Genomic DNA, 22,191 nt, shown 5'->3' with positions numbered 1-22,191 from the left:
TGGACGGGTGAAAGAGATTCGGCGCGGGACGCTTCAGGAGCAGACGTTCTACGAGCAGGTCGGCGGGGAGGAGACGTTCCGCCGTTTGGTCCACCGCTTCTACCAGGGCGTGGCGGGCGACCCGCTGCTGCGGCCGATGTACCCCGAGGAGGACCTCGGACCGGCGGAGGAGCGGCTGCGGCTGTTCCTGATCCAGTACTGGGGCGGCCCCACCACCTACAGCGACAACCGCGGCCATCCCCGCCTGCGCATGCGCCACGCCCCCTTCGCCGTGGACCGCGCCGCCCACGACGCCTGGCTGACGCACATGCGCGCGGCCGTGGACGAACTCGCCCTCTCCGAGGAGCACGAGCGCACCCTGTGGAACTACCTGGAGTACGCGGCGGCTTCGATGATCAACACAGCGGAGCGGTAGGGCGGCACGGCAGGGCCGGGCGGCAGGCCACCGGGCATCCGTCCCGCGGGTCCGCGCGGGCCGCGTCCGCCGGACCGGGGTGCCGTGGTCTGCCGGGGCTCAGCGCACGCTGACACCCAGCCCGAGTCCCGGTGCCGCGTGCCGTACGGCGACGGAGCCGTAGGGCGTGCGCAGCCGCAGCCAGGGGCCGGCGGAGTACAGCCCGGTGTCGTCCGGGCCGGTGCCGGGGCGGAGGAAGCCGAGCGCGTACGCGGCGTGCGCGGCCCGCAACGGCAGCCGGGTGCCGCCCAGTTGACGGGACCAGATGTCCCGCCCGATGGCGTCGAGTTGGGCCCGCCCCCGCTGCTCGGGCACCAACTCCTCGGTGCGGGACCGGAATTCGGTGACGGCGGCGCCAACCGCCGCGCGCAGCGCGTCCGGTGCGGGCAGGCCGGGCTCGGGCCGCCAGCCGGTGCGCGGGGGCAGCACCCCGGCCCAGGGTGGTCCGGTGACGACGGCGGGTACGGCGGCGGTGGCCGCGCGTTCATCCAGGGACTCCAGCAGCTCGCCCGCCGAGACGGTCGCGTCGAGGGTGACGTCGAGCCCGCGTTCGTACGGCTTGGCGAGGGCGGCCGTGCGGACGGCCAGCACCTCGAAGGAGGGGGGCCGCCCGAAGACGGCTAGGGCGGTACCGGCCGCCTGGAGCCGTACGGCGGCGGCGCGGTCGTAGCGCAGCAGCCGGGTGAGGAACGCGGCGAGGTCGGCGGCCTCCCGCTCGTCGGCGAGATGCAGCACCGTCATGCGGCGACGGCCCCCTCGGCCCCCGTGGCGTCCTCGGTGTACTTCTCCAGGAAGGCCCGCTCGTCCGGGGTGAGACGGCGCGGACGGGCCGCCTCGAAGTCGTACGGCACGACGACGGTCGAGGCCCGTACGTAGACGAGGTCGGCGTCCTTCACCTCGTAGGCCAGGGTGAAGGACGCGGCGCGGATCTCGGTGACCCACAGCTCGACGTCCACCGGGGTGTGCCGGTGGACGAGCTGCCTTTTGTAGTCGATCTCGTGCCGCGCCACCACCGACCCCCGCCGGAACACCTGGTCCGGGCGGAACAGGAGATCGACGCGGGCCTCTTCCAGATAGCGGAGGAACACCACGTTGTTGACGTGGCCGTACGCGTCCATGTCCGCCCAGCGCAGGGGGCAGGGGTAGGTGTGGCGCAAGACGGATCAGCCTCGCGTCAGCTTCTTGTAGGTGGCGCGGTGCGGGCGGGCGGCGTCGGCGCCGAGCCGCTCGATCTTGTTCTTCTCGTACGACTCGAAGTTGCCCTCGAACCAGAACCACCGGGACTCGCCCTCGTAGGCGAGGATGTGGGTGGCGACCCGGTCCAGGAACCACCGGTCGTGGGAGACGACGACGGCGCAGCCGGGGAAGTCCAGCAGCGCGTTCTCCAGGCTGGACAGGGTCTCGACGTCCAGGTCGTTGGTCGGCTCGTCGAGGAGCAGCAGGTTGCCGCCCTGCTTGAGGGTGAGCGCGAGGTTGAGGCGGTTGCGCTCACCGCCGGAGAGGACCCCGGCGGGCTTCTGCTGGTCCGGGCCCTTGAAGCCGAACGCGGAGACATAGGCGCGCGAGGGCATCTCGACCTGGCCGACGTTGATGTAGTCCAGCTCGTCGGAGACGACGGCCCACAGCGTCTTCTTGGGGTCGATGTTGGCGCGGCTCTGGTCCACGTACGAGATCTTGACGGTCTCGCCGACCTTGATGGAGCCCGAGTCGGGGGTCTCCAGGCCCTGGATCATCTTGAACAGGGTGGTCTTGCCCGCGCCGTTCGGGCCGATCACGCCGACGATGCCGTTGCGCGGCAGGGTGAAGCTGAGGTCGTCGATGAGGACCTTGTCACCGAACGCCTTGCCGAGGTTGCTGACCTCGACCACGACGCTGCCCAGGCGCGGGCCCGGCGGGATCTGGATCTCCTCGAAGTCCAGCTTCCGCATCTTGTCGGCCTCGGCGGCCATCTCCTCGTACCGCGCGAGACGGGCCTTGGACTTGGCCTGGCGCCCCTTGGCGTTGGAGCGGACCCACTCCAGCTCCTCCTTGAGGCGCTTCTGCCGCTTGGCGTCCTTGGCGCCCTCGACCTTGAGGCGGGCGGCCTTGGTCTCCAGGTACTTGGAGTAGTTGCCCTCGTAGCCGTGGAGACGGCCGCGGTCCACCTCGCAGATCCAGCCAGCCACGTTGTCGAGGAAGTACCGGTCGTGGGTGACGGCCACGACGGTGCCCTCGTACTTGGCGAGGTGCTGCTCCAGCCAGTTCACCGACTCGGCGTCCAGGTGGTTGGTGGGCTCGTCCAGCAGCAGCAGGTCGGGCTGCTCCAGGAGCAGCTTGCAGAGCGCGACACGGCGCTTCTCGCCACCGGAGAGGTTCGGCACCGCCCAGTCGCCGGGCGGGCAGCCGAGGGCGTCCATCGCCTGCTCCAGCTGGGCGTCGAGGTCCCACGCGTTGGCGTGGTCCAGCTCCTCCTGGAGCTTGCCCATCTCGTCCAGCAGGGCGTCCGAGTAGTCGGTCGCCATCAGCTCGGCGATCTCGTTGAACCGGTCGAGCTTGCCCTTGACCTCGGCGACCCCGTCCTGCACGTTCTCCAGGACCGTCTTGCTCTCGTCCAGCGGGGGCTCCTGCAGCAGGATGCCCACGGTGTACCCGGGCGACAGGTAGGCGTCGCCGTTCGACGGCTGCTCCAGACCCGCCATGATCTTCAGCACCGTGGACTTACCGGCACCGTTCGGGCCGACGACGCCGATCTTCGCTCCCGGCAGGAAGTTCAGGGTGACGTCGTCGAGGATCACCTTGTCGCCGTGCGCTTTGCGCGCCTTGCGCATGGTGTAAATGAACTCAGCCAAGAGAAACCGTCCGGCAGCTTGAAATCTGGCAGTGGGCAGATACACCCCATCTTGCCTGACGGCCAGGGCTGGGGGGAAACCCGTGCGTTCCGAGCCCGCCGACCGGGCCGCGCGGCTACGGCCTGCTGCCCACCCGTGGCCACGGGTCACCGACGGGCAGTCCGAGGACTCCGGGTGGTCCGCGGGGCTCCGGGGGGGGGCCGGGACTCCGGGGTTCCGGGGTGCCGGGGCTCCGGGTGGGCCGGGGGGTTCCTGGGGGGCTCGGCGTGGTGTGAACCTTTCCCTCCCCGTCCCCGTGTCACAGGCGGGTCTGCGCAGCCCGTTCACATCATGGCGAGCAGGAGGTTCACGTGGGCTTCAGATCAAGGCGGTTGGCCGTCGGGGCGGTGGCGACGGTGGCGGGGACACTGGCGCTGGGGCTGCCGGGGACGGCACAGGCGTCGGTGCGTGCGGTGGACTACACCGCGCTCGGTGACTCGTACGCCGCCGCTCCCGGTGTGCCCTCGGTGGTGGACGCGGCGTGCGGACGGTCGGACGGCAACTACCCGTCCCTCACGGCCAGGAGCCACGGCTGGCGGCTGACGGACGTGAGCTGCTCCGGGGCCACGACCGCCGACCTGACCGGCTCCCAGAACGGGCTCGCGCCGCAGCTCGACGCGGTCAACGCCGGTACGGACGTGGTCAGCGTGACCATCGGCGGCAACGACATCCACTTCACGGACGATCTCGCCACGTGCGCCGGACTCACCTCGTCCGATCCGGCGGGCGCACCCTGCAAGACGCACTTCACGGCCGACGGCACCGACCGGCTGGCCGAGCTGGTGGACCAGACCGGTCCGAAGGTCTCCTCCGTCCTGCGCGACGTGCGGCGCCGGGCGCCCCACGCGAAGATCCTCGTCGTCGGCTACCCGGCGCTCTTCCCGGACGACGGCACCGGCTGCACCAGCGGCACCGTGCCACTGGCGATGGGCGACTTCGCCTACCTGCGCGACACCACCAAGAAGCTGAACGGCATGCTCGCGCGGCAGGCCCGCTCCGCCGGGGCCCGGTACGTGGACACCTACACCCCGAGCATCGGCCACGACATGTGCCAGCCCGAGGGCCGACGCTGGATCGAGCCGCTGGTGACCGCTCCCCCGGTCGCGCCCGCCCACCCCAACGCGCGGGGCGAGCAGGCCATGTCCGCCGCCGTGGACCGCGCCCTGCGCTGCGTCCGCCACCTCTGGTAGCGGACGGGTCCCCGCTCCGGGCCGGTGACCTGGGTCACGGGTCCCACCGGTCCGGAGCGACAGCCCGGCTCCCGAGCCACGCCCGCCACCGCTCCCGGAGCCGGTCCGCCACCGCTCCGGACCGACGGGCCCTCGGCTACTCCCCCAGCTCCTCGCGCCTGCGCAGCACCACCAGCACCGTCCCGCCGATCACCACGAGCCCGATCGCCAGTCCGGCGATCATCGGGGTGATCGCGGAACCGCCGGTGGCCGCGAGGTCGGTGTCCAGGGGGGCCGGGGAGACGACCGGCAGCGCGGTGGCAGGCCCGGTGAGGGTCCGCGTGGACTTCGTGGTGACCGCGTCACGCGTCGCGCAGTCGAGCACCCCGGTGAAGCGGCGGTCGAATCCTCCGGGGCCGGTCAGGGCGAAGTCGTAGGGGCGGTCCTCCGCCAGCGGGACGGGCACCGTCCGGGACGCTCCGGCGGGAACCGTGTGCTCGGCACCCAGCAGGGTGAAGGTGAAGGGCAGGTCACCGGTGTTGACGGCGGTGACGTCCACCCCGCCCCTGGCGCAGTCCGTCCGGGCGGACACGGCGGGCACCGTCCCCGCGGCCGTCCAGGTCGCACCGGCCGTCGCCGACACCGACGACTCGCTCGACCCGGCCAGGATCTGGGTCTGGCTGCGGCTCTCGGAGACGAAGGCCCGGCCCACCGGCACGGTGGTGGAACCCTGCACCGCTATCCGCGCCGACCCCGCCCCCGCCCCGTCGGCCTCGGCCGCCGCGTCCTCGGGGATGTCGAAGTACAACTGGCCGCCGTCCCGCGCGGACGTGATCACCTTGCCGGTACGGTCGATGATCCGCACCCCGTCGTCGGTGGCGTCCACCGGCGGGCTCACCGTCACACTGCCCGCGTTGGTGTGCACGGTCACCGGCCCGAGCACGTCCCCCGGCCGCCCGGAGAGCACCGGCGGGTCCAGCCGCAGCGAGGCGGGGGGTTCGGCGGAACCGCGCGCGTTCTTCTCCAGGTAGTCCGCGAGCTTCTCGGCGCGCGCGCCGACCGCGTCCACGTCGGCGCCGTCCGAGTACCGCCAGATCGCCACCTGGGTACCGGCCGCCGCGTCCTGCTCGGTCAGCCCGCTCACCCCGGCCCTCCGGGCGAGCGTCGCCAGGTCGTTCACCTGCGGGTACGAGTTCCGCAGAATCCAGCCGATCTTTCCGGCGTTCCTGTTGGTGCCGAGCGAGGTCCCGCTCCAGGCGGTCTCCTGGTAGTGCGCGTCCCGCTGGGTGGGGGCGCGCAGATCCACGCCGTACGTCTGGAGGGTGCCGCCGCCGTCCACGGACATCTCGAACAGCCCTGCCTGTAGGCGCTGTTCGGCTCCGCCTTCCTCGTGGAACACGGCCTCGCCGTACGTCTTCAGCCCGTTGACGGTGGCCGTGGCACCGCTCCCGTCCTGGGTCCCCGTCCCGTCGTCGGCCGCGGCCGTACCCGCACCGGACAGCACCCCGGCGGCCACCAGACCGGAGGTCAGCACGACGGCCGCGACCCTGACCGGCCGAACGGAACGTGACAACCCAGAGAACGCAGTAAGCACAGAATTCCCCTCCGAGCAGGACCCGTTGGACGTGGGGGGCGGTCCCACCAGCAGAATCAGCAGCCCCACAGGGCATGACCGGCATCCTATGGACCACCCCAAGCTCCCCCGGCCGGTCGGATCATCCGACGGACGATCCGATCCGCAATCGTTATCGCCAGGACGGGACTTGAGCCGACGGTGTCGATAAAGCCACTGCCCCGTAAGGATGTTCGGTAACAGGGTCTCCACGGTTCCTCCCCGGCCCCGGCCCCGGCACGCCCCCGCACCCTGTCTCCCCGCGCGGTCCCTTCCCACGTCACGTCACCCCAGTACGGGTTCCCGCGCCACCCCGGCCACCGGCCTCCCCGGCGGCGCGTCGGGCACGTCCGCAGCGGCGGGCGTCTCCCAGACCGGCTCCGGCCGCGCATCCGAAGCCCCCACCGCACCCACAGCTCCCGCCACCCCCGACGCCCCCGCCACCCCCGGAGCCGCACCCCCGATCCCCACCGTGTCCATCCGCGGCGTCCGCCGGAAAAGCGCCGTCCCCCTGGCCAGGTCGTGCCCGATCGTCACCGCGTCGATGTCCGCCGAGGCCCAGGCCGGTTGCCCCTCGCGCTGTTCCGCGCGCACCTTCAGCCGCCCCTGCACGATCACCGGCTGCCCCACCTCCACCGAGCCCATCACGTTCCCGGCGAGCTGCCGATTGGCCCACACCGTGAAGAAGTTGGTGTGCCCGTCGGTCCACAGGTTCTTCTCCCGGTCCCAGTACCGCGCGGTCACCGCCAGCCGGAACCGCGCCGACGGCCCCGTGGGCAGATCCCGGTACGCGGGCGGTGTCGCCACGTTCCCCACCACACACACCACGGTCTCGTTCATCCCGAACCCCTCCCTCGCCCGCCCCGAACACCGGGCGGAATCCCGCACGGGCCCCTCCCGCACGGCGGTCGCTCCGATACGCGGGCCCGCACGGAATCCCCGTACACCCACCGCACGCACCGCCGACGCCACCCCGGTTCACGAACCCCCGACGCGGTCGCCGTGCATGCAGAGTGCCCCGGCCCCGCCGATCGCGCCGGACGCTGTGGACGACCCCCGTACCTGTGGAAAAGTCCGCCACCCGATCGAGTGGCGGACCTGGTCCCGGAACAACGAACCCGCAGGGAGACCCCGTACAGCGGCGAACCCGTAGAGCGGCGGCCCCGTACAGCGGCGAACCCGTACGGGAAACCCCGTACCGCGCCCCCTACAACGAAACCCCCGACCGGACCACCCTCCCGTACTGCTCCCGGACCTCCCGGTAGCGCAGCAACTCCGCGGCCAGCGGATCGAGCACCCGGGCCCGCCCGCAACTCGCCGCCGCCTCCCGGAGCCGGCGTTCCGCGTCGAGCCCGTACCGCCGCGCGGGCCCCTTCGCGGCCATCCGGCAGCTCCACTCCACCAGCGGCCCGCCGACGATGCCGCAGATCATCAGCAGCACCGGCACCCACAGGTTGGGGGCCATCACCCCGGCGATCTGCCCGGCCAGCCACAGCCCGCCGACGATCTGGAGCAGGGTCATTGATGCCTGGACGAGTACGGCGGCGGGCCACCAGCCCGGCCGGGGCGGGCGGCCCGGCGGCAGTCCCGCCTCGGCCGCCAGTTCGTCCAGCGCCTCCGACAGCCCCTGCGAACCCCGCGTCGCCGCCTCGCGCACCGCCTGCGCCCACGGTGTGGGCAGCCCCGCCGAGGCCCGCTCGGACACCGAACGCACCGCCTGCTCGACACGCTGCCGGGCGGTCGTCTCCGCGTCCTCCTGCGCCCGCACCACCATCTTGCCGGTGCCGCCGTGCTCGCCCCGGCCCTGGTACCAGCGCAGCAGCCGCAGCCAGGGCGTGCCGCAGGCGCGGTTGGCGTTGCGCAGCCAGGCGCGTTCGGCCGCGTCACCGGCCGCCGTGGCCCCGACGGCGTCCGCGAGCCGCGCGGCGAACTCCTCGCGCGCCTCCTCGGCCAGCCCGGTGGTGCGGCCGTTGGCGTACACGGGCCGCAGCTCGGCCGCCGCCGCGTCCAGGTCGGCGGCGACCCGCCGGGCGGCGGCCCCACGCTCCGCGACGAAGTCGCCCAGGGACTCGCGGAGATCACCGACCCCGTCGCCGGTGAGGGCGGACAGCGCGAGCACGGTCGCGCCGGGCTCGCCGTACTCACCGAGCGCGATGCCGTCCTCGTCGAGCAGCCGCCGCAGATCGTCCAGCACCTGGTCGGCGGCCTCGCCGGGCAGTCGGTCGATCTGGTTGAGCACGACGAACATGACCTCGGCGTGCCCGGCCATCGGCCGCAGATACCGCTCGTGCAGCATGGCGTCCGCGTACTTCTCGGGGTCCACGACCCAGATGACGGCATCGACCAGTTTGAGGATGCGGTCCACCTGGACGCGGTGTTCGACGGCGGCCGAGTCGTGGTCGGGCAGGTCGATCAGGACGAGGCCGCGCAGTTGTCCGTCGCCCTCGGCGCTGTGCAGGGGGCGGCGCCGGAGCCGTCCGGGGATGCCGAGCCGGTCGATGAGGCCCGCCGCTCCGTCGCTCCAACTGCACGCGATCGGCGCGGCCGTAGTGGGACGCCGTACGCCCGTCTCCGAAATCGGCACCCCTGCGAGCGTGTTGAACAGCTGCGACTTCCCGCTGCCCGTGGCGCCCGCGATGGCGACCACGGTGTGCCGTCCGGAGAGCTTGCGGCGGGCCGCCGCCTCGTCCAGCACCCGCCCGGCCTCCGCGAGCGTCCGGCCGTCCAGCCGCGCGCGGGACAGCCCGACGAGTTCGCGCAGCGCGTCGAGGCGCGAACGCAGCGGCCCGTCGTACGCGAGCGGCGCGGGCGACACGCCCACGGGGCTGCGCGACGGCGTCTCCAGTACGGCGGCCCGCTCGGCGGCGAGGGCTGCCGCGCTGCTCTCGGTGACGCGGCGGGCGATCAGGCCGTCGCCCCAGACCTCACCGGCCCCCTCGGCTCCGGCGTGGGCACCCGAGCCGGTGCCGGTGGGGGTGCCGGTGCCGGTGCCGTTGCTCTCAGGGGTTCCCGTACGGGAAGCGGCCGGCGTGTCGGAGTTGTCGCCGCCCTTCCCCCGAGCGGAGCGCTCCACCCCCGACGCCCCGGCCCCGGAAACCGGGGTGATCTCAGAGCCTCGGGAGGTTTGGACCGTCGATGACGACTGAGCCGACGGAACCCGCGGCTCCGGGGCCGCCGCGGAGATGGGCGTCCGCCCCGCCGGAATCTCGGCCGTGACGGAGCCGCCCGGAGCGCCCGCCTCCGTGCCCGGCCGCCCCTCACTCACCGTCCCCCCGGCCTCCGCCGCGCCGTGCTCCACCCGCCCGGTGTGTTCCATGTCGTCCATACGACCCGCTCGACCCGTCTGTTGCCGCCGGTACTGCTGTGACTGCTGTGACTGCTGTGACTTCTGCTCGACGTGCTGCCCGGAATGGCGATCGGCGGGGCGATCGGAGTGACCCGCCTGATCCGCCCGGCCGCCGTGATCCGCCCAGCCCTCGTGATCGGGGCGACCCTCGTGATCGGGGCGACCCCTGTACCCGGGGAGACCCCCGTGATCAGAGTGATCCGTCTGATCGGGGTGATCCGTGTGATCTTGGTCAGTGACGGCGTTCACCGGTCACCTCTCCTTCTGCAGTACGGACAGCGCGGCGATGAGTTCGGCCTGGTGGTCGGCGTGCACGTCGAGGGCGTCGATGGGGGCGAGGCGCCGCTCGCGCTCGCTCTGCACGGCGCGGTCGGCCAGGTCGTCCAGCAGGCGCCCGGCGCGGTCGCGCAGCCGGAGCGCGCCGTGGGCGCCGAGCCGGTCGGCGAGGGACTCGCCCGCGCCGCGCGCCCGGCGCCCGCCGAGCAGGGCGGTGGCGACCTGGGCGGCGACGGCCTCGGCGTCGGGAGCGGTGCTGCGCTCCAGGTCACGCACCTCGTCCTCGGCGTACTCCTCCAGCTCGCGCCGCCAGCGCCGTACCGCGAGGCCGATGCGGTGCTCGGCGGTCTCGGGAGCGGCGTCACCGGCGGCGAGTCCGGTGGCCTCGGCGGCGGGTTCGTGCCGCCACGCCTCCGCGACCCGTTCGTCGGCGGCCGTGACCGAGCAGACCAGCAGCGAGGCCAGCGACTCCACCAGCGCGTCGAGCAGTTCGCCCGCGGTGCAGTCGAGCGGGAAGGCACGCCAGCGCTTGAGGGCGTCCCCGGAGAGCACGGCACCGGACTGGAGCCGGGCGCGCACGCGGGCGTACTCCGCGTCGTACGCCCCCTCGACGGCGGCGGTGAGCCGCAGCGCCGCCGAGTACTGCGTGGCGGAGGCGGCGGCCAGCTCGGGGAGCCGGGACTTCAGGGAGTCGAGGAGGCCGTAGACGGTGCGGGAGACGACCTGGCGGCGGGAGGGGGCGTCCTGGGAGTGGTGCACGAGCCAGGTGCGCAGCGCGGCGACGGCGCTCATCGGCAGCAGCCCGCCGCCCCAGGCGGACTCGGGCAGTTCGGGCACGGTGAAGCGGGGGACGTCCCCGAGCCCGGCCTTGGTGAGCAGGGCGCCGTACTGCCGGGAGACCTCGGCGACGACCTGGTGGGGCACCCGGTCGAGGACGGTCACCAGGGTGGCGTCGTACTCCTTGGCGGCGCGCAGCAGATGCCAGGGGATGGCGTCGGCGTAGCGGGCGGCGGTGGTGACCATGACCCAGACGTCGGCGGCGCAGATCAGCTCGGCGGCGAGGACACGGTTCCCGGCGATCAGGGAGTCGATGTCGGGGGCGTCGAGCAGCGCGAGTCCGGGCGGGATGCTGTCGGCGGTCTCCACGCGCAGCGCGCCGCCGGGTTCCTCGCGGTCGCCGCCCGGCACGGCGAGGTCGTCGCCGCCGTCCCGCCGGGGTTCCCACACACGGGCGAGGCCGGGCAGGACGCGCAGGTCGCTGAACCAGTGGTGGTCCTCCGGGTGGCAGACGAGGACCGGGGTACGGGTCGTCGGCCGGAGCACACCGGCCTCGCTGACCCGGCGTCCCACCAGGGAGTTCACCAGGGTGGACTTGCCCGCGCCGGTGGAGCCGCCGATGACGGCCAGCAGCGGCGCCCCCGGATCTCGCAGCCGGGGGACGAGGTAGTCGTCGAGCTGCGCGAGGAGTTCGTCGCGGTTGGCACGCGCGCGTGGGGCCCCGGCCAGGGGCAGCGGAAAGCGTGCGGCGGCGACACGGTCGCGCAGCGCGGAGAGTGTGTCGATCAACTGAGGCCGTACGTCCAAGGTCACCACATGCGAAGAATGCCCAATTTTAGGGGATTTCTGAAGCATATGGACATCTCTGCGTGCCGATTGGACACAACCGACCTAAAGGGCGACCGGGACACCCCCGTAGTCCAGGCGCGTAACGAGTGCACAACACCCTGTGCCGCGCGGGCCAAAAGCGGTGCGCGATTCGCACCTGCCTGCGATTATCGAGACCGCTTCACCGAACCTCCACATCGAGCCACGGAGGCGAAGCGACAGGGCCGAGGAACCAAGACCCTTATCCTTGTCCCGCACCTGGCCCCCGTAGCTCAGTGGATAGAGCAGGCGCCTTCTAAGCGCTTGGCCGCAGGTTCGAGTCCTGCCGGGGGCGCGCGTCAAGGCCCTCCCGGGCGGGAGGGCCTCTCGTCGTCCGGACGGTCTCGCCGGTCGCCCCGGCACTCTCAGCCGAGCCACCCGGTGAGCGCGTCCGCGAGCGCCTCACCGCCCTGTTGGACCACCGTCCCCAGCACCAGCGCCGGAAGCGTCCGGGCCATCTGGCGCAGGGCGTTCGTCTCAGGTGCCGGGAGGGCAAGCTGATGGTCGATCGCGTCTGTCATGCCGCGAAGCGCGGGCTCGGTCGCTACGGCTCCCCGGTGGCGGTCCAGGTCGGCGCGGAACGCGACGAGCAGGCCGCGCACGGCCTCGACATCGGTCGTGCCACGGACCGACGCCGACTGATGGACGTGGGAGATGTTCTGGCCCACCACGTTCTGGACGGGAGCGTTGTTGTTCCCGCCGATGCTGGTGCCCGAGCCGTGTCCGGGCATCGGCTCCGGGCGACGTCCACCGATCATCATCGTCCTCCTTGGGAAGTGTTGTGCTGGCCCACGCCGGCGATGTTGTTGCCCGCGACGCTCTGGATCGGCGCGTTGTTGTCGCCGTACACCTGGATGTTGGTGATCACCGCGGCCACCTGACGTTCGTACGCCGCCGTATCGACACCGAGTTCCTCCAGGTACGCCGAGACGGTCCGGAAGACGCAGGTCTGCATGAGGACGACGTGTCTCTTCGCGTCGTCGCTCTGGTGCATGTCGGTGACCTCTTCGACGGAGTAGCGGTCCCGCACGCTCACCGGGTCCTTCTCCTCGCCCCGGCCGACGCCGCCTTCCTCCGGTCGCTCCGAGAGGCCCCGCCCGAGCCGGGCCGCGAACCGCCACAGCGCCAGGGGGCCCGCCGCGGCGTCCAGTAGCGACTGCACGCCGAGCCAGGCCGCCAGACGGGCGCCCCGACGCGCCAACGGGGCCTCGGTCACACGCAGTTCGTTGTACAGCGGGGTCATGACGTGGGGCCGCACCGTCAGATGGAGTTCCCCCGCCTCCAGCGCCGCATGGACGAAGACGCTGACGACGACCTGCCCGTCCCAGCTCACGCACTGCGCCCGCAAGTACAGCCGATCGGGCACGCTCGACGGCGAGAGCCGGCCGCGCCCCCGCAGATCCGGGTCCGCCGGCTTCGCCACCCGCGTACGGCGAAGCCACAGGGCCGACGGCAGGCCCTTCACCTGAGCGACCGAGAAACCGGGGAGCGGTTCGGTGATCTCCCGTGCGCCTCGGCCCAGGTCGCGCAGCGCCACGCCCATCCGGCGCAGCAACTCCTCGTCCTCGAAGGACTTGACCGACGCCTCCGCATCCTTGGGCCGCAGTGGGACGTTCATGTCGGCGATGCCCCACACGTAGCGCCCGGCGCCGACGAAACGCTCCGGATCGTCGTAGGGAAGCTCGGGTCGGGTCTGCGCCTCTGCCAGGAAAGCCAGCCGACGCGCACCCCTTCCGGCCGTCCACGGCAGTCGGCCAGACGCCACCTCTCCCCCGGCCAGACGGCTCAGGGCCGTGCGAGCCGCGAGCCTGTCCACGGAGCACACCAGCGCGCCACCGACGAGCAGGGCGAACGGCAGCAGCGACAACTCGACTCGTGGGCTTGTCACTTCGCCGTCCACCGGCGTGAAGGGAAGGGCGGCCAACAGCCAGGGGACACACAGGGCCAGATAGGCGACACGTGGTGCTGGAGCCAACCGGGATCTCCTGGGGCGACGTGCCGCCCGAGCCGCCGCCCAACGCGTCAGCAACGCCACGAGCACGGCACCGCCCCAGACCGCGGCAGCCCACGGAACGGCGTAGGCGAGGGCCACGACCACCAGGAGCATCGCCAGACGCCGTGCCCATCGACGACGCCGTGCGCGAAGCCCGTGCGCGGCCACCGGCACCACGTCGAACCCGTACGACGGGACAGGCAGCGGAGGCCCGTGCAGTACGTGATCGACGACCCACTGGGCCATCGGCTCACCCAGCGGCGGACAGTCGTCACTGCCCTCCAGATAGATACGCCTGCGGGCGCTGCGGCGCGGCCTGTCGGGCTGTCCGCCTCGGCCCCGGATCGCGCGCCACCATGCGCCGAGTGGCTTCACCCGGTCCGGACGGGCATAGACGCCCTGGCACAGCAGCCGGGTCACCTCCGACGAACCGGGATCCACCTGGTCCGCGCCATCGGCGCCCGCTGTCGGCGGCCCCGCCTGGACCGGAATGCCCGGAAACCCTCCCGCCTCGTTCTCCCCGCGCCCTCGTACACCCGGCCCCCGCCCCAGTCTCATGCCGTCGCCCCCGTTCTCCGGTACGGCGGGCATCATTGTCGTGAACAACGGCGGCGGCCAGATCACCAACACGACATGGCGTGCGCACCTCGCCACCCTGGCGAGGATTGGCCGAATTCAGCCCGCTGTCGGCCCGGCATGCTAGGCATGGCCTCATGCACCCTGCGGCACATCTGCCCCACCTGGATCTGACGGACATGCAGTGGCAACTGCTGGCCCGCCTCTCCGACGGCCCTCTCCCCGACCCGTCGGACCGTCCGGCCTTCACCCGGGCGCTGGCCGTGGACGGCACTGACGCCGACCTGGCCAGGGACGCCCTGCCGACACTGCGCTGGATGAAACTGGTCGTCGTGACGGGCGAGGCGCTCCGTCTCACCGACCTGGGCGCCGCGATGCACTTCCGTGCCGTGTACGAAGCCGCCGAGCTCAGGTTGAGCGAGGTGGCACGACTGGCCGAGGCGGGCGGTGCGAAGGACCCGGGCTTCGCGCAGGCCGTCCGCATGCTGTCGGACGGCTCGCGCACCCTGGCGGAGGCACTCGCCGACCTGGGCCGGGGCTGAAGCACCCGTACTCACGCGCCGGTCCTTCACACGACGCCGAAGAGGGTGTCGGACGCGGCGGCGTGCCGGGCCTTGCGCGCGGCGGCCCGCACGGGCAGCGCCCCGCTCCCGATCAGGTCCGTCTCGGTGATCACCGGGCCCGCGAGTATCTCCTCCAGAAGATCCGCCTGGACGGGCGCGAGATCGGTGAGGCGGCGCAGTACGGAGAGGAGTTCGACGAGCTCCGTCGTCCATTCGTGCGGCCAGGTCCCGGCGTGAATGTCGTCCAGCGGACTCGTCCGCTTGCTGGTGGGCCTGGCCTTGCGATAGCCGAACCACTTGCCGACGACGTTCATCCCGCCCACGTCGTAGGAACGGACCGGCTCCGGGACGGGGCAGAACGACCCCGCTCCGAGACGCAGCGTCCGCGTGGCGGGGTCGTAATCGAGCCGATCGGGAATCCCGCCGCCGATGTGGGTGAGGTAACGGACCTGCCGCGTGTCCCCCTTCGGGAACCGCACGTCCCCGGCAGGTCTTCCCGCGGCCGGGTCCGCGAGTACCTCGCCGTAGGTCGAGGCCCAGAGGATTTCCCGGCCGGACGCGACGGCCCGCTCCCAGAGAGCACCGTCGCAGGTCAGCGGCACACGTACCCCTGGCGTGAGCAGCTCCTCCGCGAACTTCTCCGTGAACGCACGGTGTCCGGCGACCGCCATGACGTAGGCGGCGAAATCCAGCGGCGTCACGGAGTCCTGTCCGGTATGACGGGCCACGTGATCGAGTAGCGCGGGTGGCGGATTGGGCGATCCGTCGGGGTGCAGGAGCGGCAGTACGCGGCCGCCCCGGCCGTTGAAGTGATGGGTGTCCGGGATGAGATGAGTGGCCACCACGGCCGGACCGGAATCGATCTCGTGCGCCGACTGCTGGTTGAGGAATATCTGTCCGCGCTGAAGAGAGGCCCAGAGGTCGGGGCGCGGATAGTCGAGTACACGCTGGTCCGCTATGAGCCACTGCCGGTCGAAACTGCGCAGCGCGGTGCGTATGAGGTCCGGGCGGACGTCCCGCTCCTGGGACATCGGGCCCGAATGAGCGGCCCGGCCCGGCAAGGGTTCCTTCCTCGCCCGCATGTCGCGGTCGCGGGTCTCCTTGAACTGCTCCGCCTTGACGAGCGGATCGTCGGTCCTTATCAGCGTGGTCCACCGTTGACGCAGGACCTCCATCGACGGATCGGTCACCCACGCCCGATTGGGCGTCACCCCCAAACTCCCCCAGGGGAAGAGGTCGTGGAGTGCGGGGAACTCCTCCCAGCCCGACTGGCTGCGCGGGGTGAACGGCCGCGGGCTCAGGGAGTGGGCCTCGCGCCAGCCGCCGTCGTCGATGCCGATGTCGCGCAACTGCTCGAACTTGTCCGCCCGGCGTCCCGCGACGGCGCGGTAGTGCACCCTCGCCCGATGGTCGTCGGCACGCTCGACTCCGGCTCTGCGGACGAAGATCGAGACGGCCAGTGGCTGGGCGACTCCGGGAAACACGCGGGTCGCCACGTCCGAACGGTGCCCTTCCGGGGACAGGTTGATGATCCAGCCCTCGTCGCAGGTGCGCCGCAGATACTCCCGCATCCCCCGCCCGCCGGGCCCCGTCGCCCAGCCCGACGGGGTGATGAAGCAGACCACCCCGTGCCGTTCGCCGTCATGCGCGTCGAAGACCTTCCAGGTGGCCCAGCGCCAGAAGTACACGTACATGTTCTTGAGTACGTGCTCGTAACGCCCGTTCCCGGCAAGGCGGAAGGCGTCCAGCAGCGGCACATCCCGCCGGTCGGCCCGCTTCTCCACCCAGCCGCCGCGGTCCTCGGCCTTGTCGTCGTAGGGCGGGTTGGCGATGACGACGGTGACGGGGACATTGGCCTTGACATCGTTGGCACGCCGCCGCGAATCGGACAGCGCGCCGTACGTGGACGCCAGATACTCGTCCTCGACGAACGGGTTGTCGAGCGTATCGGTGACGAAGAGGTTGAGGCCGCCGTCCGGCGGCACGGCCCCGTACCGCTTGAGGAGGTCGGACGCACGCAGTTCCGCGACGGCGAACGGCCCCATCTGGAGTTCGAAGCCGTACAGGCGGGGCGCGAGCCTCGATATGGCGTCCGCGGCCATCGCGGGACCGGAGCTGTCGGAGGCCTGCTCGGCGACTCGCTCGATGACCGTGCTGAGGAAGGTCCCGGTGCCCATCGCGGGATCGACGATTCGTACACCGTCGCTGCCGAATCCCGCCTCCTGCCCGAGCCGGGTGCGCAGTACGTCCTCGGTGAGGCGCACCATCTCCAGCACCACCTCGTGCGGCGTGTAGTACGAACCACTCCGCTGCCGCAGCTCCGGATCGTAGACCCGGAGAAAGTGCTCGTACAGGTGGAGGTAGGCGTCACGGTTGCCCGCGCGGATGGCCGGCCAGTCCACCTTGGCGATCGTGCGGCGGAGGAGTTCGAGGGTGACGCCGAAACGCTCGTTGACATTGTCGGTGAGGAGTTGCAGCGCCTTCCCCATGAGGGCGTGATCGGCGTCCAGCCGTCGGCCGATCTCGTGGAGGCCGTCGTTCCCGCTCCGGAGGATGCCCTCGGAACGGGCGAGAAGCAGGGAAAAGGTCACAGCCTGGGCATAACCGTCGGCGAACGTCTCGTCGTCGGCCGACGGGAACAGCATCCGACGCCAGTCGTTCTTCAGCCCGGTGAAGGGACGGGCATGAATGTCGTCGTCCCGGCTCGACGATCGTGCCTCGGCCGCAAGTTGTTCGAGTACGGCACCACGGAGCAGACGGCACAGGGGCGCCACGTGCTGGACGAGTCGCGCGACGCGGGTGATGTCCGGCGGAGTCCACAGAAGGAACTGCTTGAGCAGCGCGTCGAACGCCTCCGGCACCGCGGGCGCCAGCCTGTCACCCGCCGTGCGCAGCGAGCCGCTGAAGTAGACCGCCTCACCGAGTTGCTGCCCGTCCCGGAACAGTCGCCATTCGGTGCCGTTGGAGTACAGCAGATTCGGGAGATTCCTGAGCTTCTCCCACTGCTCCCGGTTGGCCTTCCCGAAGGTCTCGGGATTCACGGCCAGTCCTGGCTTCTTGAGCTCGATGTACCCGGTCAGTTCGCCGCCCGTGCGAACCGCGTAGTCCGGGCGCACTCCGAGATCGGGCACCGCGTACTCGTCGTGCCACGAGACATCAGGCCGCGAGTGATGCGTTCCGACCGCCCGCAGCAACGCCTCCAGCGGAGCCCGGATCGCGGCTTCCTGGCTTCCCCCACCGGCGAGTTTGATTTTGCAGGCACGCCCGAACTCCGCGACAGCGGCGAGAAGCCAGCCGTCCGTCCCCCCTGACATCTTCCCCCCTGGATCGCGTCAGACCAGCGATCGTACGGACGCAAAGTCATCGTGAGAAGACCGCGCGTGAGCCGGATCTCCCGGCAAGCCCGCCCGGCCTCCCCCGTGACCACCCCCCACACCCCGCCGTTGAAGGGGCAGCGCGGCGGCTGGTCCTGTCGTCGTGCTTTCCAGTAACGAAGGAGAACGTGATGTCTCGCATCGCAAAGGCGGCCGTCGTCGCGCTCGGCGCGGGTGCCGTGATGCTCGGTGGGGCCGGTATGGCCCTCGCGGACGCGGGTGCCCAGGGTGCGGCGGCCGGGTCGCCCGGTGTCGGCTCGGGCAACCTGGTCCAGGTCCCGGTGAACGTGCCCGTCAACCTGTGCGGCAACACGGTCGATGTGATCGGCCTGCTCAACCCCGCCTTCGGCAACACCTGCGCCAACATGGGCGAGCAGGGCGACTACGGCTACGGCAGCTGACCACGCCCCACTCGCGCGGCAGACGCACGGTACGAAAAGGGAGCCCCGGCGCCACGAAGCGCCGGGGCTCCCCCCGTCCCGGAACGTCAGGCGTAGCGGTAGATCCGCGCCACGTCCTCCAGCTGGTCCGGTGTCATGTCCCACGGCGGCAGCTTCTCGTGGCGGGAGACGATCCGGCCGTGCTGGAGATCGCCGAGCGGCGGCGGGTTGGCGGGCAGGTACCGGTGCTCGCGGTGGGCGCGCTGCCAGCGCTGCCAGAGGAGATCGACGAAGGAGTGGTGCAGCAGGAACACCGGGTCGTTGACGGACGCGCCGCCCATCATCGCGCCGCCGACCCAGCGGTGCACCCGGTTGTGGTTCCGCCAGGACGCGCTGCCGCTGCCGGTCCCCCACCCCTCCAGCCGGTTGCGGAACCCGCTCTTCACCGTCGAGTCCCAGGGGCGTACGTCGTAGACCGGGTCGTCCAGGGCCGTCTTCACGTCCGGTTCGGTGGGGAGTTCGATCGGGGACGCGGCGCGGCCGAGGTCGCGGGTCAGGAACCTGGCGTCGGTGACGCCGACGGTGAGCGTCCAGTTCCCGGTGCCGTACGCGAACGGCCCCGTGGTCACCTGCCGGTCGGAGCGCCGCCCGTCGCCGCCGAGCAGGTCGGCGGTCCACGGCACCGAGGTACGCGTACGGTCCCTGGTCCAGTCCCAGTACGGGATGGTCACCGAGGAGTCCACCCGTTGCAGCGCGCGCTCCACCTCCAGCAGGAACGCGCGGTGCCAGGGAAAGAACGACGGGGTCATGTGCGCGCTGCGCAGGCCGCGTTCGCCGTCCGAGGTGTAGTGGTCGAGGTGCAGCCGCACGAAGTCGTCGTACTCCCCGCGCCGCTTCACCTCCAGCAGCGCGTTCACGAACCGCCGCCGCTCGCTCGCGCCGAGCGCTCCCACGTTCTTACGTACGTACGCCACTGTCCGCCCCCATCCCGTTGGTCATCCCCGTGCCCGTCGCCGCCGTGCCGCCCGTGTCCGGCGTCCCATGCCGGTGCCCGGCCGGGCCGGACATCAGGTCGCGCAGCCGACGGCCGGGCCCCAGTTCGTCCACGGCCGCCCGCGTCGCGCCGAGCGGTGTCGGGTGCGAGGTGTAGTGGTCCACCATGCTGAGCCAGGTGCCGTCGGCCCGTCGCATCAGGTGCAGTGGGCGCCCGTCCACGGTGATCTCCCACGCGCCCTCGTCCGTGGACCGCCCGGCGGCGTCACGCACCGGCCCGCCCCGCAGCCGACGGCCCCGGTAGGTCTCCTCGAACGGCACCGCCCGCTCCGGGCCCTCCGGCAGAACACCACCGTGCTCCCCGGCACCCATGTGCGACGACCCCATGTGCGAAGCGTCCATGTGGGACGCCCCCATGTGGGACGAACCCATGTGTGGGGGCCACACGTCCGGCGCCCCCGGCTCCGCCCCCCGTGCCGGTCCCGCTCGGGAGGCCCCGAGCAGCGGCGCGCCCACCAGGGCGGCGAGGGCCGCCAGCAGCCCCCGCACCGTCTCCCGGCGGCGTACGTGCCGGGCGGCGGGTCCGCGCCGCTCACCGGTCACCGCTCGGCCCTCACCGGTCACCGCCGGGCCCTCACCGGTTCCCACGCCCATGTCTCACTCCTCGTCCGGTACGGATCCGGTCGCGGGGAACCGGATGTCCGTACCGGTAACGGCGGAGAGCGGCCGGGGTCACCCGGCTCCCGAAAACAGCCCGTGGATCAGAGCCCCGGACCCATGCCCAGGTCCGCCCCCGGCACCGTCTGCAACATCGGGGTGAGCACGCCCACCTGCGGCAGCTTCAGGTCCGGCAGGCCGTAGTTGTCGGGGTTCGGCTGGGTGAGCGGAGCGTCCACCGAGAGCCCGGGGGCGAGGGTGTGCAGGTCGGAGGCGGGGGCGTCCACGCCGACGTGGTCGAAGTCGTCGCCGAGGACGCGCGGCAGCGGCGCCCGCACGTCCGCGCCGGGCAGCGCACCGGTCAGCGGGAGCTGCGGAAGGGTGCGGTCCGGGACGAGTCGGCCGGTGACGTAGCGCGGGCCGTCGGGGGCGCCCGGTGTCAGCAGCGGCACATCGAGGGCGACCTTCGGCACCTCCATGTTCAGGGACTGGGAGACGCCGTCCAGCGGCACCGGGACGGGCACCGAACCGACGGCTGCGGCGGGCACGGCGGCGCCCACGGTGGCCGCGACGCCCGTCACGACGGCGGCAAGGGTTCCTCGGGTGGTGGACTTCATGTCAGGTACGGTCCCTTTCGGATTGCGGGAGGTTCACGTCCGTACCGCCCAACGAGCCGGAAAACGCGACCCGTTCACAATTCCTCCGGTCGCAGCAATCGTCGGCTGATCGTCCATCGGCCCACCGGTTCATCGACTCATCACTCATGGGCTTTTCGTTCGTCGTACAGCACCTTGTCGTACAGCGGGTCGTCGCACGAACGGTCATCGCATGAAAGGTGGTCGCATAAAAGGTCGTCGTACGAACGGTCGTCGGACAAGGCGACGATCGGCCCGTACGATCCCGCGGGCCCGGACCACGCACCGGCCCGCGGGGTCGCGGCACCACCCACGGCGCCCGGGCGTCCCGGGCACTCAGGGCGCTCAGGAACGCAGGCTGCGGGCCGGGAGGACGATGTGCGCGGCGGACTTCAGGGTCTCCTCCGCACCGGCGAACGCGGCGAGTTCCCCGGCCTCGATGACCTTGCCGGGGCGGCCCTCGGGCCAGGCGAGGGTGGTGAAGACGAGGTAGGCGTAACCGCGGCGGCCGACGGCGGCGAGCCACTCCGGCGGGGCGTCGGCCTGCGCGACGAACTGCGGCATGTTGACCACGGCCTGACCGGCCTCGACCAGCAGTGTCACCGGCAGGCTGGGCTTGGTGGTGCCGTCCACCAGCTCGCCGCCGACCGGCAGGCCGTTGCTGGTGAGCAGGTGCTCGACCGCGGCGCCGGTGGCCTCCGGACCGCCCTCGGTGTCCCCGAGGGAGTAGGCCAGCAGGTACGGCATGTCGGTGCCGTCGGGCGCCTCGCCGCTCCAGGCCAGGACGACGAGCGTGCCGAGATCGGCGGGGCGGAAGGGGCGGGCTTCGCTTGTGGTTGAGGTCACCGCGCGACCATATCGACGGCGCGCCGCGGGCCCCGGCGGCTTCTCACCCTTACGGACCAGTGCCCGGTGCCGCTCCACACGATCGAGCGAAGCGGCACCGGAAACACCGGAGGCCGGTCCCGCGCTGTGCGGTACCGGCCCTGATGCGGCCCCGGAAGGGCTCAGCTCTGCAGCGGGAGTCCACCGAGGAGCTGGTTGTGCTGGTTCAGGGCGGTGGTCGTGCCCTTGACGGTGCTGAGCACGGAGTCCTTGTTCTCGGTGTCCAGCGCGTCGGACTGGTGCCGGAGCGGCATCGCGTCCTCAAGGGTGAGGGGGTGCGAAGTGAGCGTGTTGACGGCGCCATTGAGGCTGGTGGGCGTCAGCTCGGCGGCGTTCTGGGCGAACGCGGGCGCGGCGGCACCGGCGAGAGCCACGGAGCCGACCATGACAGCGGCGGCCTTCAGGGACTTCATCGGGTTCCTTTCCTCGGCAACTCGGCGACTCGTCACCGGTCGGCGCCCTTGCCGGGTCCGGCCGGTGACGCCGTGCCTAACGACGCCCGAACCGGCCGGAAACCCCGCACCGAGAAGACATATGAGATTCCCCGCCACCGTCACCGTCATCGCCACCGCACGTCCCCACGCCCGCCACGCCCGCCTCGCCCGCCTCGCGCCAACCCACCCACGCGGGCCCTCACACCCGCCCCGCACCTCCGCACCCACCAACCCACCCACGCGGGCCCCGACCGCCCCCCCCCCCCCCGCCCCCCCCCCCCCCCACCCCCCCCCCCCGCCCCCCCCGGACCGCCCCGGCCCCCCCCCCCCCGG

At 72.0% G+C, this 22,191-nt stretch carries 19 protein-coding genes and 1 tRNA gene; 5 read left to right on the top strand and 15 right to left on the bottom strand.

Annotation, left to right across the window (positions count from 1 at the left end; all coding sequences use genetic code 11):
• Positions 1-7: 7 nt before the first annotated feature.
• Positions 8-415, top strand: coding sequence for a globin (locus KUM39_RS24545; RefSeq protein WP_217787944.1), 408 nt, complete (start codon positions 8-10; stop codon positions 413-415).
• A gap of 99 nt (positions 416-514) precedes the next feature.
• Here the strand turns inward: KUM39_RS24545 and KUM39_RS24540 are convergent, their stop codons facing one another.
• Genes KUM39_RS24540 through ettA form a run of 3 tightly spaced genes read right to left on the bottom strand, consistent with a single transcriptional unit; the run spans position 515 to position 3,282 of the window.
• Positions 515-1,195 carry a DUF8010 domain-containing protein gene (locus KUM39_RS24540; RefSeq protein ID WP_217787943.1) on the bottom strand — a complete coding sequence of 227 codons (681 nt, stop codon included), beginning with the start codon at positions 1,193-1,195 and terminating at the stop codon, positions 515-517.
• On the bottom strand, positions 1,192-1,611 hold the full coding sequence (locus KUM39_RS24535) for an acyl-CoA thioesterase (RefSeq protein WP_217787942.1): 420 nt from the start codon (positions 1,609-1,611) through the stop codon (positions 1,192-1,194). The genes KUM39_RS24540 and KUM39_RS24535 overlap by 4 nt, the downstream gene beginning before the upstream one ends.
• A 6-nt stretch (positions 1,612-1,617) precedes the next feature.
• Positions 1,618-3,282 (bottom strand): energy-dependent translational throttle protein EttA, encoded by a 1,665-nt coding sequence (ettA, locus tag KUM39_RS24530; RefSeq protein WP_217787941.1) that lies wholly within the window; start codon positions 3,280-3,282, stop codon positions 1,618-1,620.
• 350 nt (positions 3,283-3,632) lie between these two features.
• Here ettA and KUM39_RS24525 point away from each other — a divergent pair, with 350 nt between their 5' ends.
• Positions 3,633-4,511 (top strand): SGNH/GDSL hydrolase family protein, encoded by an 879-nt coding sequence (locus KUM39_RS24525; RefSeq protein ID WP_308288228.1) that lies wholly within the window; start codon positions 3,633-3,635, stop codon positions 4,509-4,511.
• Between the two features lie 136 nt (positions 4,512-4,647).
• Here KUM39_RS24525 and KUM39_RS24520 read toward each other — a convergent pair whose 3' ends face one another.
• The 4 genes from KUM39_RS24520 to KUM39_RS24505 form a co-directional block, all read right to left on the bottom strand.
• Positions 4,648-6,063: a TQXA domain-containing protein gene (locus KUM39_RS24520; RefSeq protein ID WP_246620670.1), complete on the bottom strand. Its 1,416-nt coding sequence runs from the start codon at positions 6,061-6,063 to the stop codon at positions 4,648-4,650.
• A 324-nt stretch (positions 6,064-6,387) separates the two neighbouring features.
• A complete protein-coding gene (locus tag KUM39_RS24515; RefSeq protein ID WP_217787939.1) occupies positions 6,388-6,942 on the bottom strand; it encodes a single-stranded DNA-binding protein in 555 nt (184 codons plus the stop codon).
• 367 nt (positions 6,943-7,309) lie between these two features.
• The gene (locus tag KUM39_RS24510) at positions 7,310-9,175 is read right to left on the bottom strand and encodes a YfjP family GTPase (protein ID WP_443732243.1); all 1,866 of its coding nucleotides are present in this window, start codon (positions 9,173-9,175) and stop codon (positions 7,310-7,312) included.
• 525 nt (positions 9,176-9,700) lie between these two features.
• A complete protein-coding gene (locus KUM39_RS24505) occupies positions 9,701-11,317 on the bottom strand; it encodes a dynamin family protein (RefSeq protein WP_217787937.1) in 1,617 nt (538 codons plus the stop codon).
• A 273-nt stretch (positions 11,318-11,590) separates the two neighbouring features.
• Between KUM39_RS24505 and KUM39_RS24500 the strand changes: the two genes are divergently transcribed.
• A tRNA-Arg gene (locus KUM39_RS24500) sits at positions 11,591-11,663 on the top strand.
• Between the two features lie 70 nt (positions 11,664-11,733).
• On the opposite strand, the gene KUM39_RS24495 is transcribed toward KUM39_RS24500, so the two are convergent.
• Positions 11,734-12,129, bottom strand: coding sequence for a hypothetical protein (locus KUM39_RS24495; RefSeq protein WP_217787936.1), 396 nt, complete (start codon positions 12,127-12,129; stop codon positions 11,734-11,736).
• Entirely contained in the window at positions 12,126-13,256 is a 1,131-nt protein-coding gene (locus KUM39_RS24490) for an AbeC-like domain-containing protein (protein WP_308288227.1), read from the bottom strand. The genes KUM39_RS24495 and KUM39_RS24490 overlap by 4 nt, the downstream gene beginning before the upstream one ends.
• Before the next feature lie 818 nt (positions 13,257-14,074).
• Here KUM39_RS24490 and KUM39_RS24485 point away from each other — a divergent pair.
• Positions 14,075-14,479 carry a hypothetical protein gene (locus tag KUM39_RS24485; protein ID WP_217787935.1) on the top strand — a complete coding sequence of 135 codons (405 nt, stop codon included), beginning with the start codon at positions 14,075-14,077 and terminating at the stop codon, positions 14,477-14,479.
• Between the two features lie 26 nt (positions 14,480-14,505).
• Here the strand turns inward: KUM39_RS24485 and KUM39_RS24480 are convergent, their stop codons facing one another.
• On the bottom strand, positions 14,506-17,814 hold the full coding sequence (locus KUM39_RS24480) for a type ISP restriction/modification enzyme (protein ID WP_217787934.1): 3,309 nt from the start codon (positions 17,812-17,814) through the stop codon (positions 14,506-14,508).
• 191 nt (positions 17,815-18,005) lie between these two features.
• On the opposite strand from KUM39_RS24480, the gene KUM39_RS24475 reads away from it, so the two are divergent.
• Positions 18,006-18,275 carry a chaplin gene (locus tag KUM39_RS24475; protein ID WP_217787933.1) on the top strand — a complete coding sequence of 90 codons (270 nt, stop codon included), beginning with the start codon at positions 18,006-18,008 and terminating at the stop codon, positions 18,273-18,275.
• 86 nt (positions 18,276-18,361) lie between these two features.
• Here KUM39_RS24475 and KUM39_RS24470 read toward each other — a convergent pair whose 3' ends face one another.
• The 5 genes from KUM39_RS24470 to KUM39_RS24450 form a co-directional block, all read right to left on the bottom strand.
• A complete protein-coding gene (locus KUM39_RS24470) occupies positions 18,362-19,228 on the bottom strand; it encodes a tyrosinase family protein (protein ID WP_217787932.1) in 867 nt (288 codons plus the stop codon).
• Positions 19,212-19,901, bottom strand: coding sequence for a tyrosinase family oxidase copper chaperone (locus KUM39_RS24465; protein ID WP_372455808.1), 690 nt, complete (start codon positions 19,899-19,901; stop codon positions 19,212-19,214). The genes KUM39_RS24470 and KUM39_RS24465 overlap by 17 nt, the downstream gene beginning before the upstream one ends.
• Before the next feature lie 107 nt (positions 19,902-20,008).
• Positions 20,009-20,521, bottom strand: coding sequence for a hypothetical protein (locus KUM39_RS24460; RefSeq protein ID WP_217787931.1), 513 nt, complete (start codon positions 20,519-20,521; stop codon positions 20,009-20,011).
• 363 nt (positions 20,522-20,884) lie between these two features.
• On the bottom strand, positions 20,885-21,385 hold the full coding sequence (locus tag KUM39_RS24455; protein ID WP_217787930.1) for a DUF5949 family protein: 501 nt from the start codon (positions 21,383-21,385) through the stop codon (positions 20,885-20,887).
• 161 nt (positions 21,386-21,546) lie between these two features.
• Positions 21,547-21,837, bottom strand: a complete 291-nt coding sequence (locus tag KUM39_RS24450) for a hypothetical protein (RefSeq protein WP_217787929.1) — start codon at positions 21,835-21,837, stop codon at positions 21,547-21,549.
• Between the last annotated feature and the right edge of the window lie 354 nt (positions 21,838-22,191).

Origin of the sequence: Streptomyces corallincola (assembly GCF_019104725.1) — a bacterium.
GTDB classification, from domain to species: Bacteria; Actinomycetota; Actinomycetes; order Streptomycetales; family Streptomycetaceae; genus Streptomyces; species Streptomyces corallincola.
Note: the sequence above shows the minus strand (reverse complement) of the source record. Positions and strands in the feature narration are given on the sequence as shown.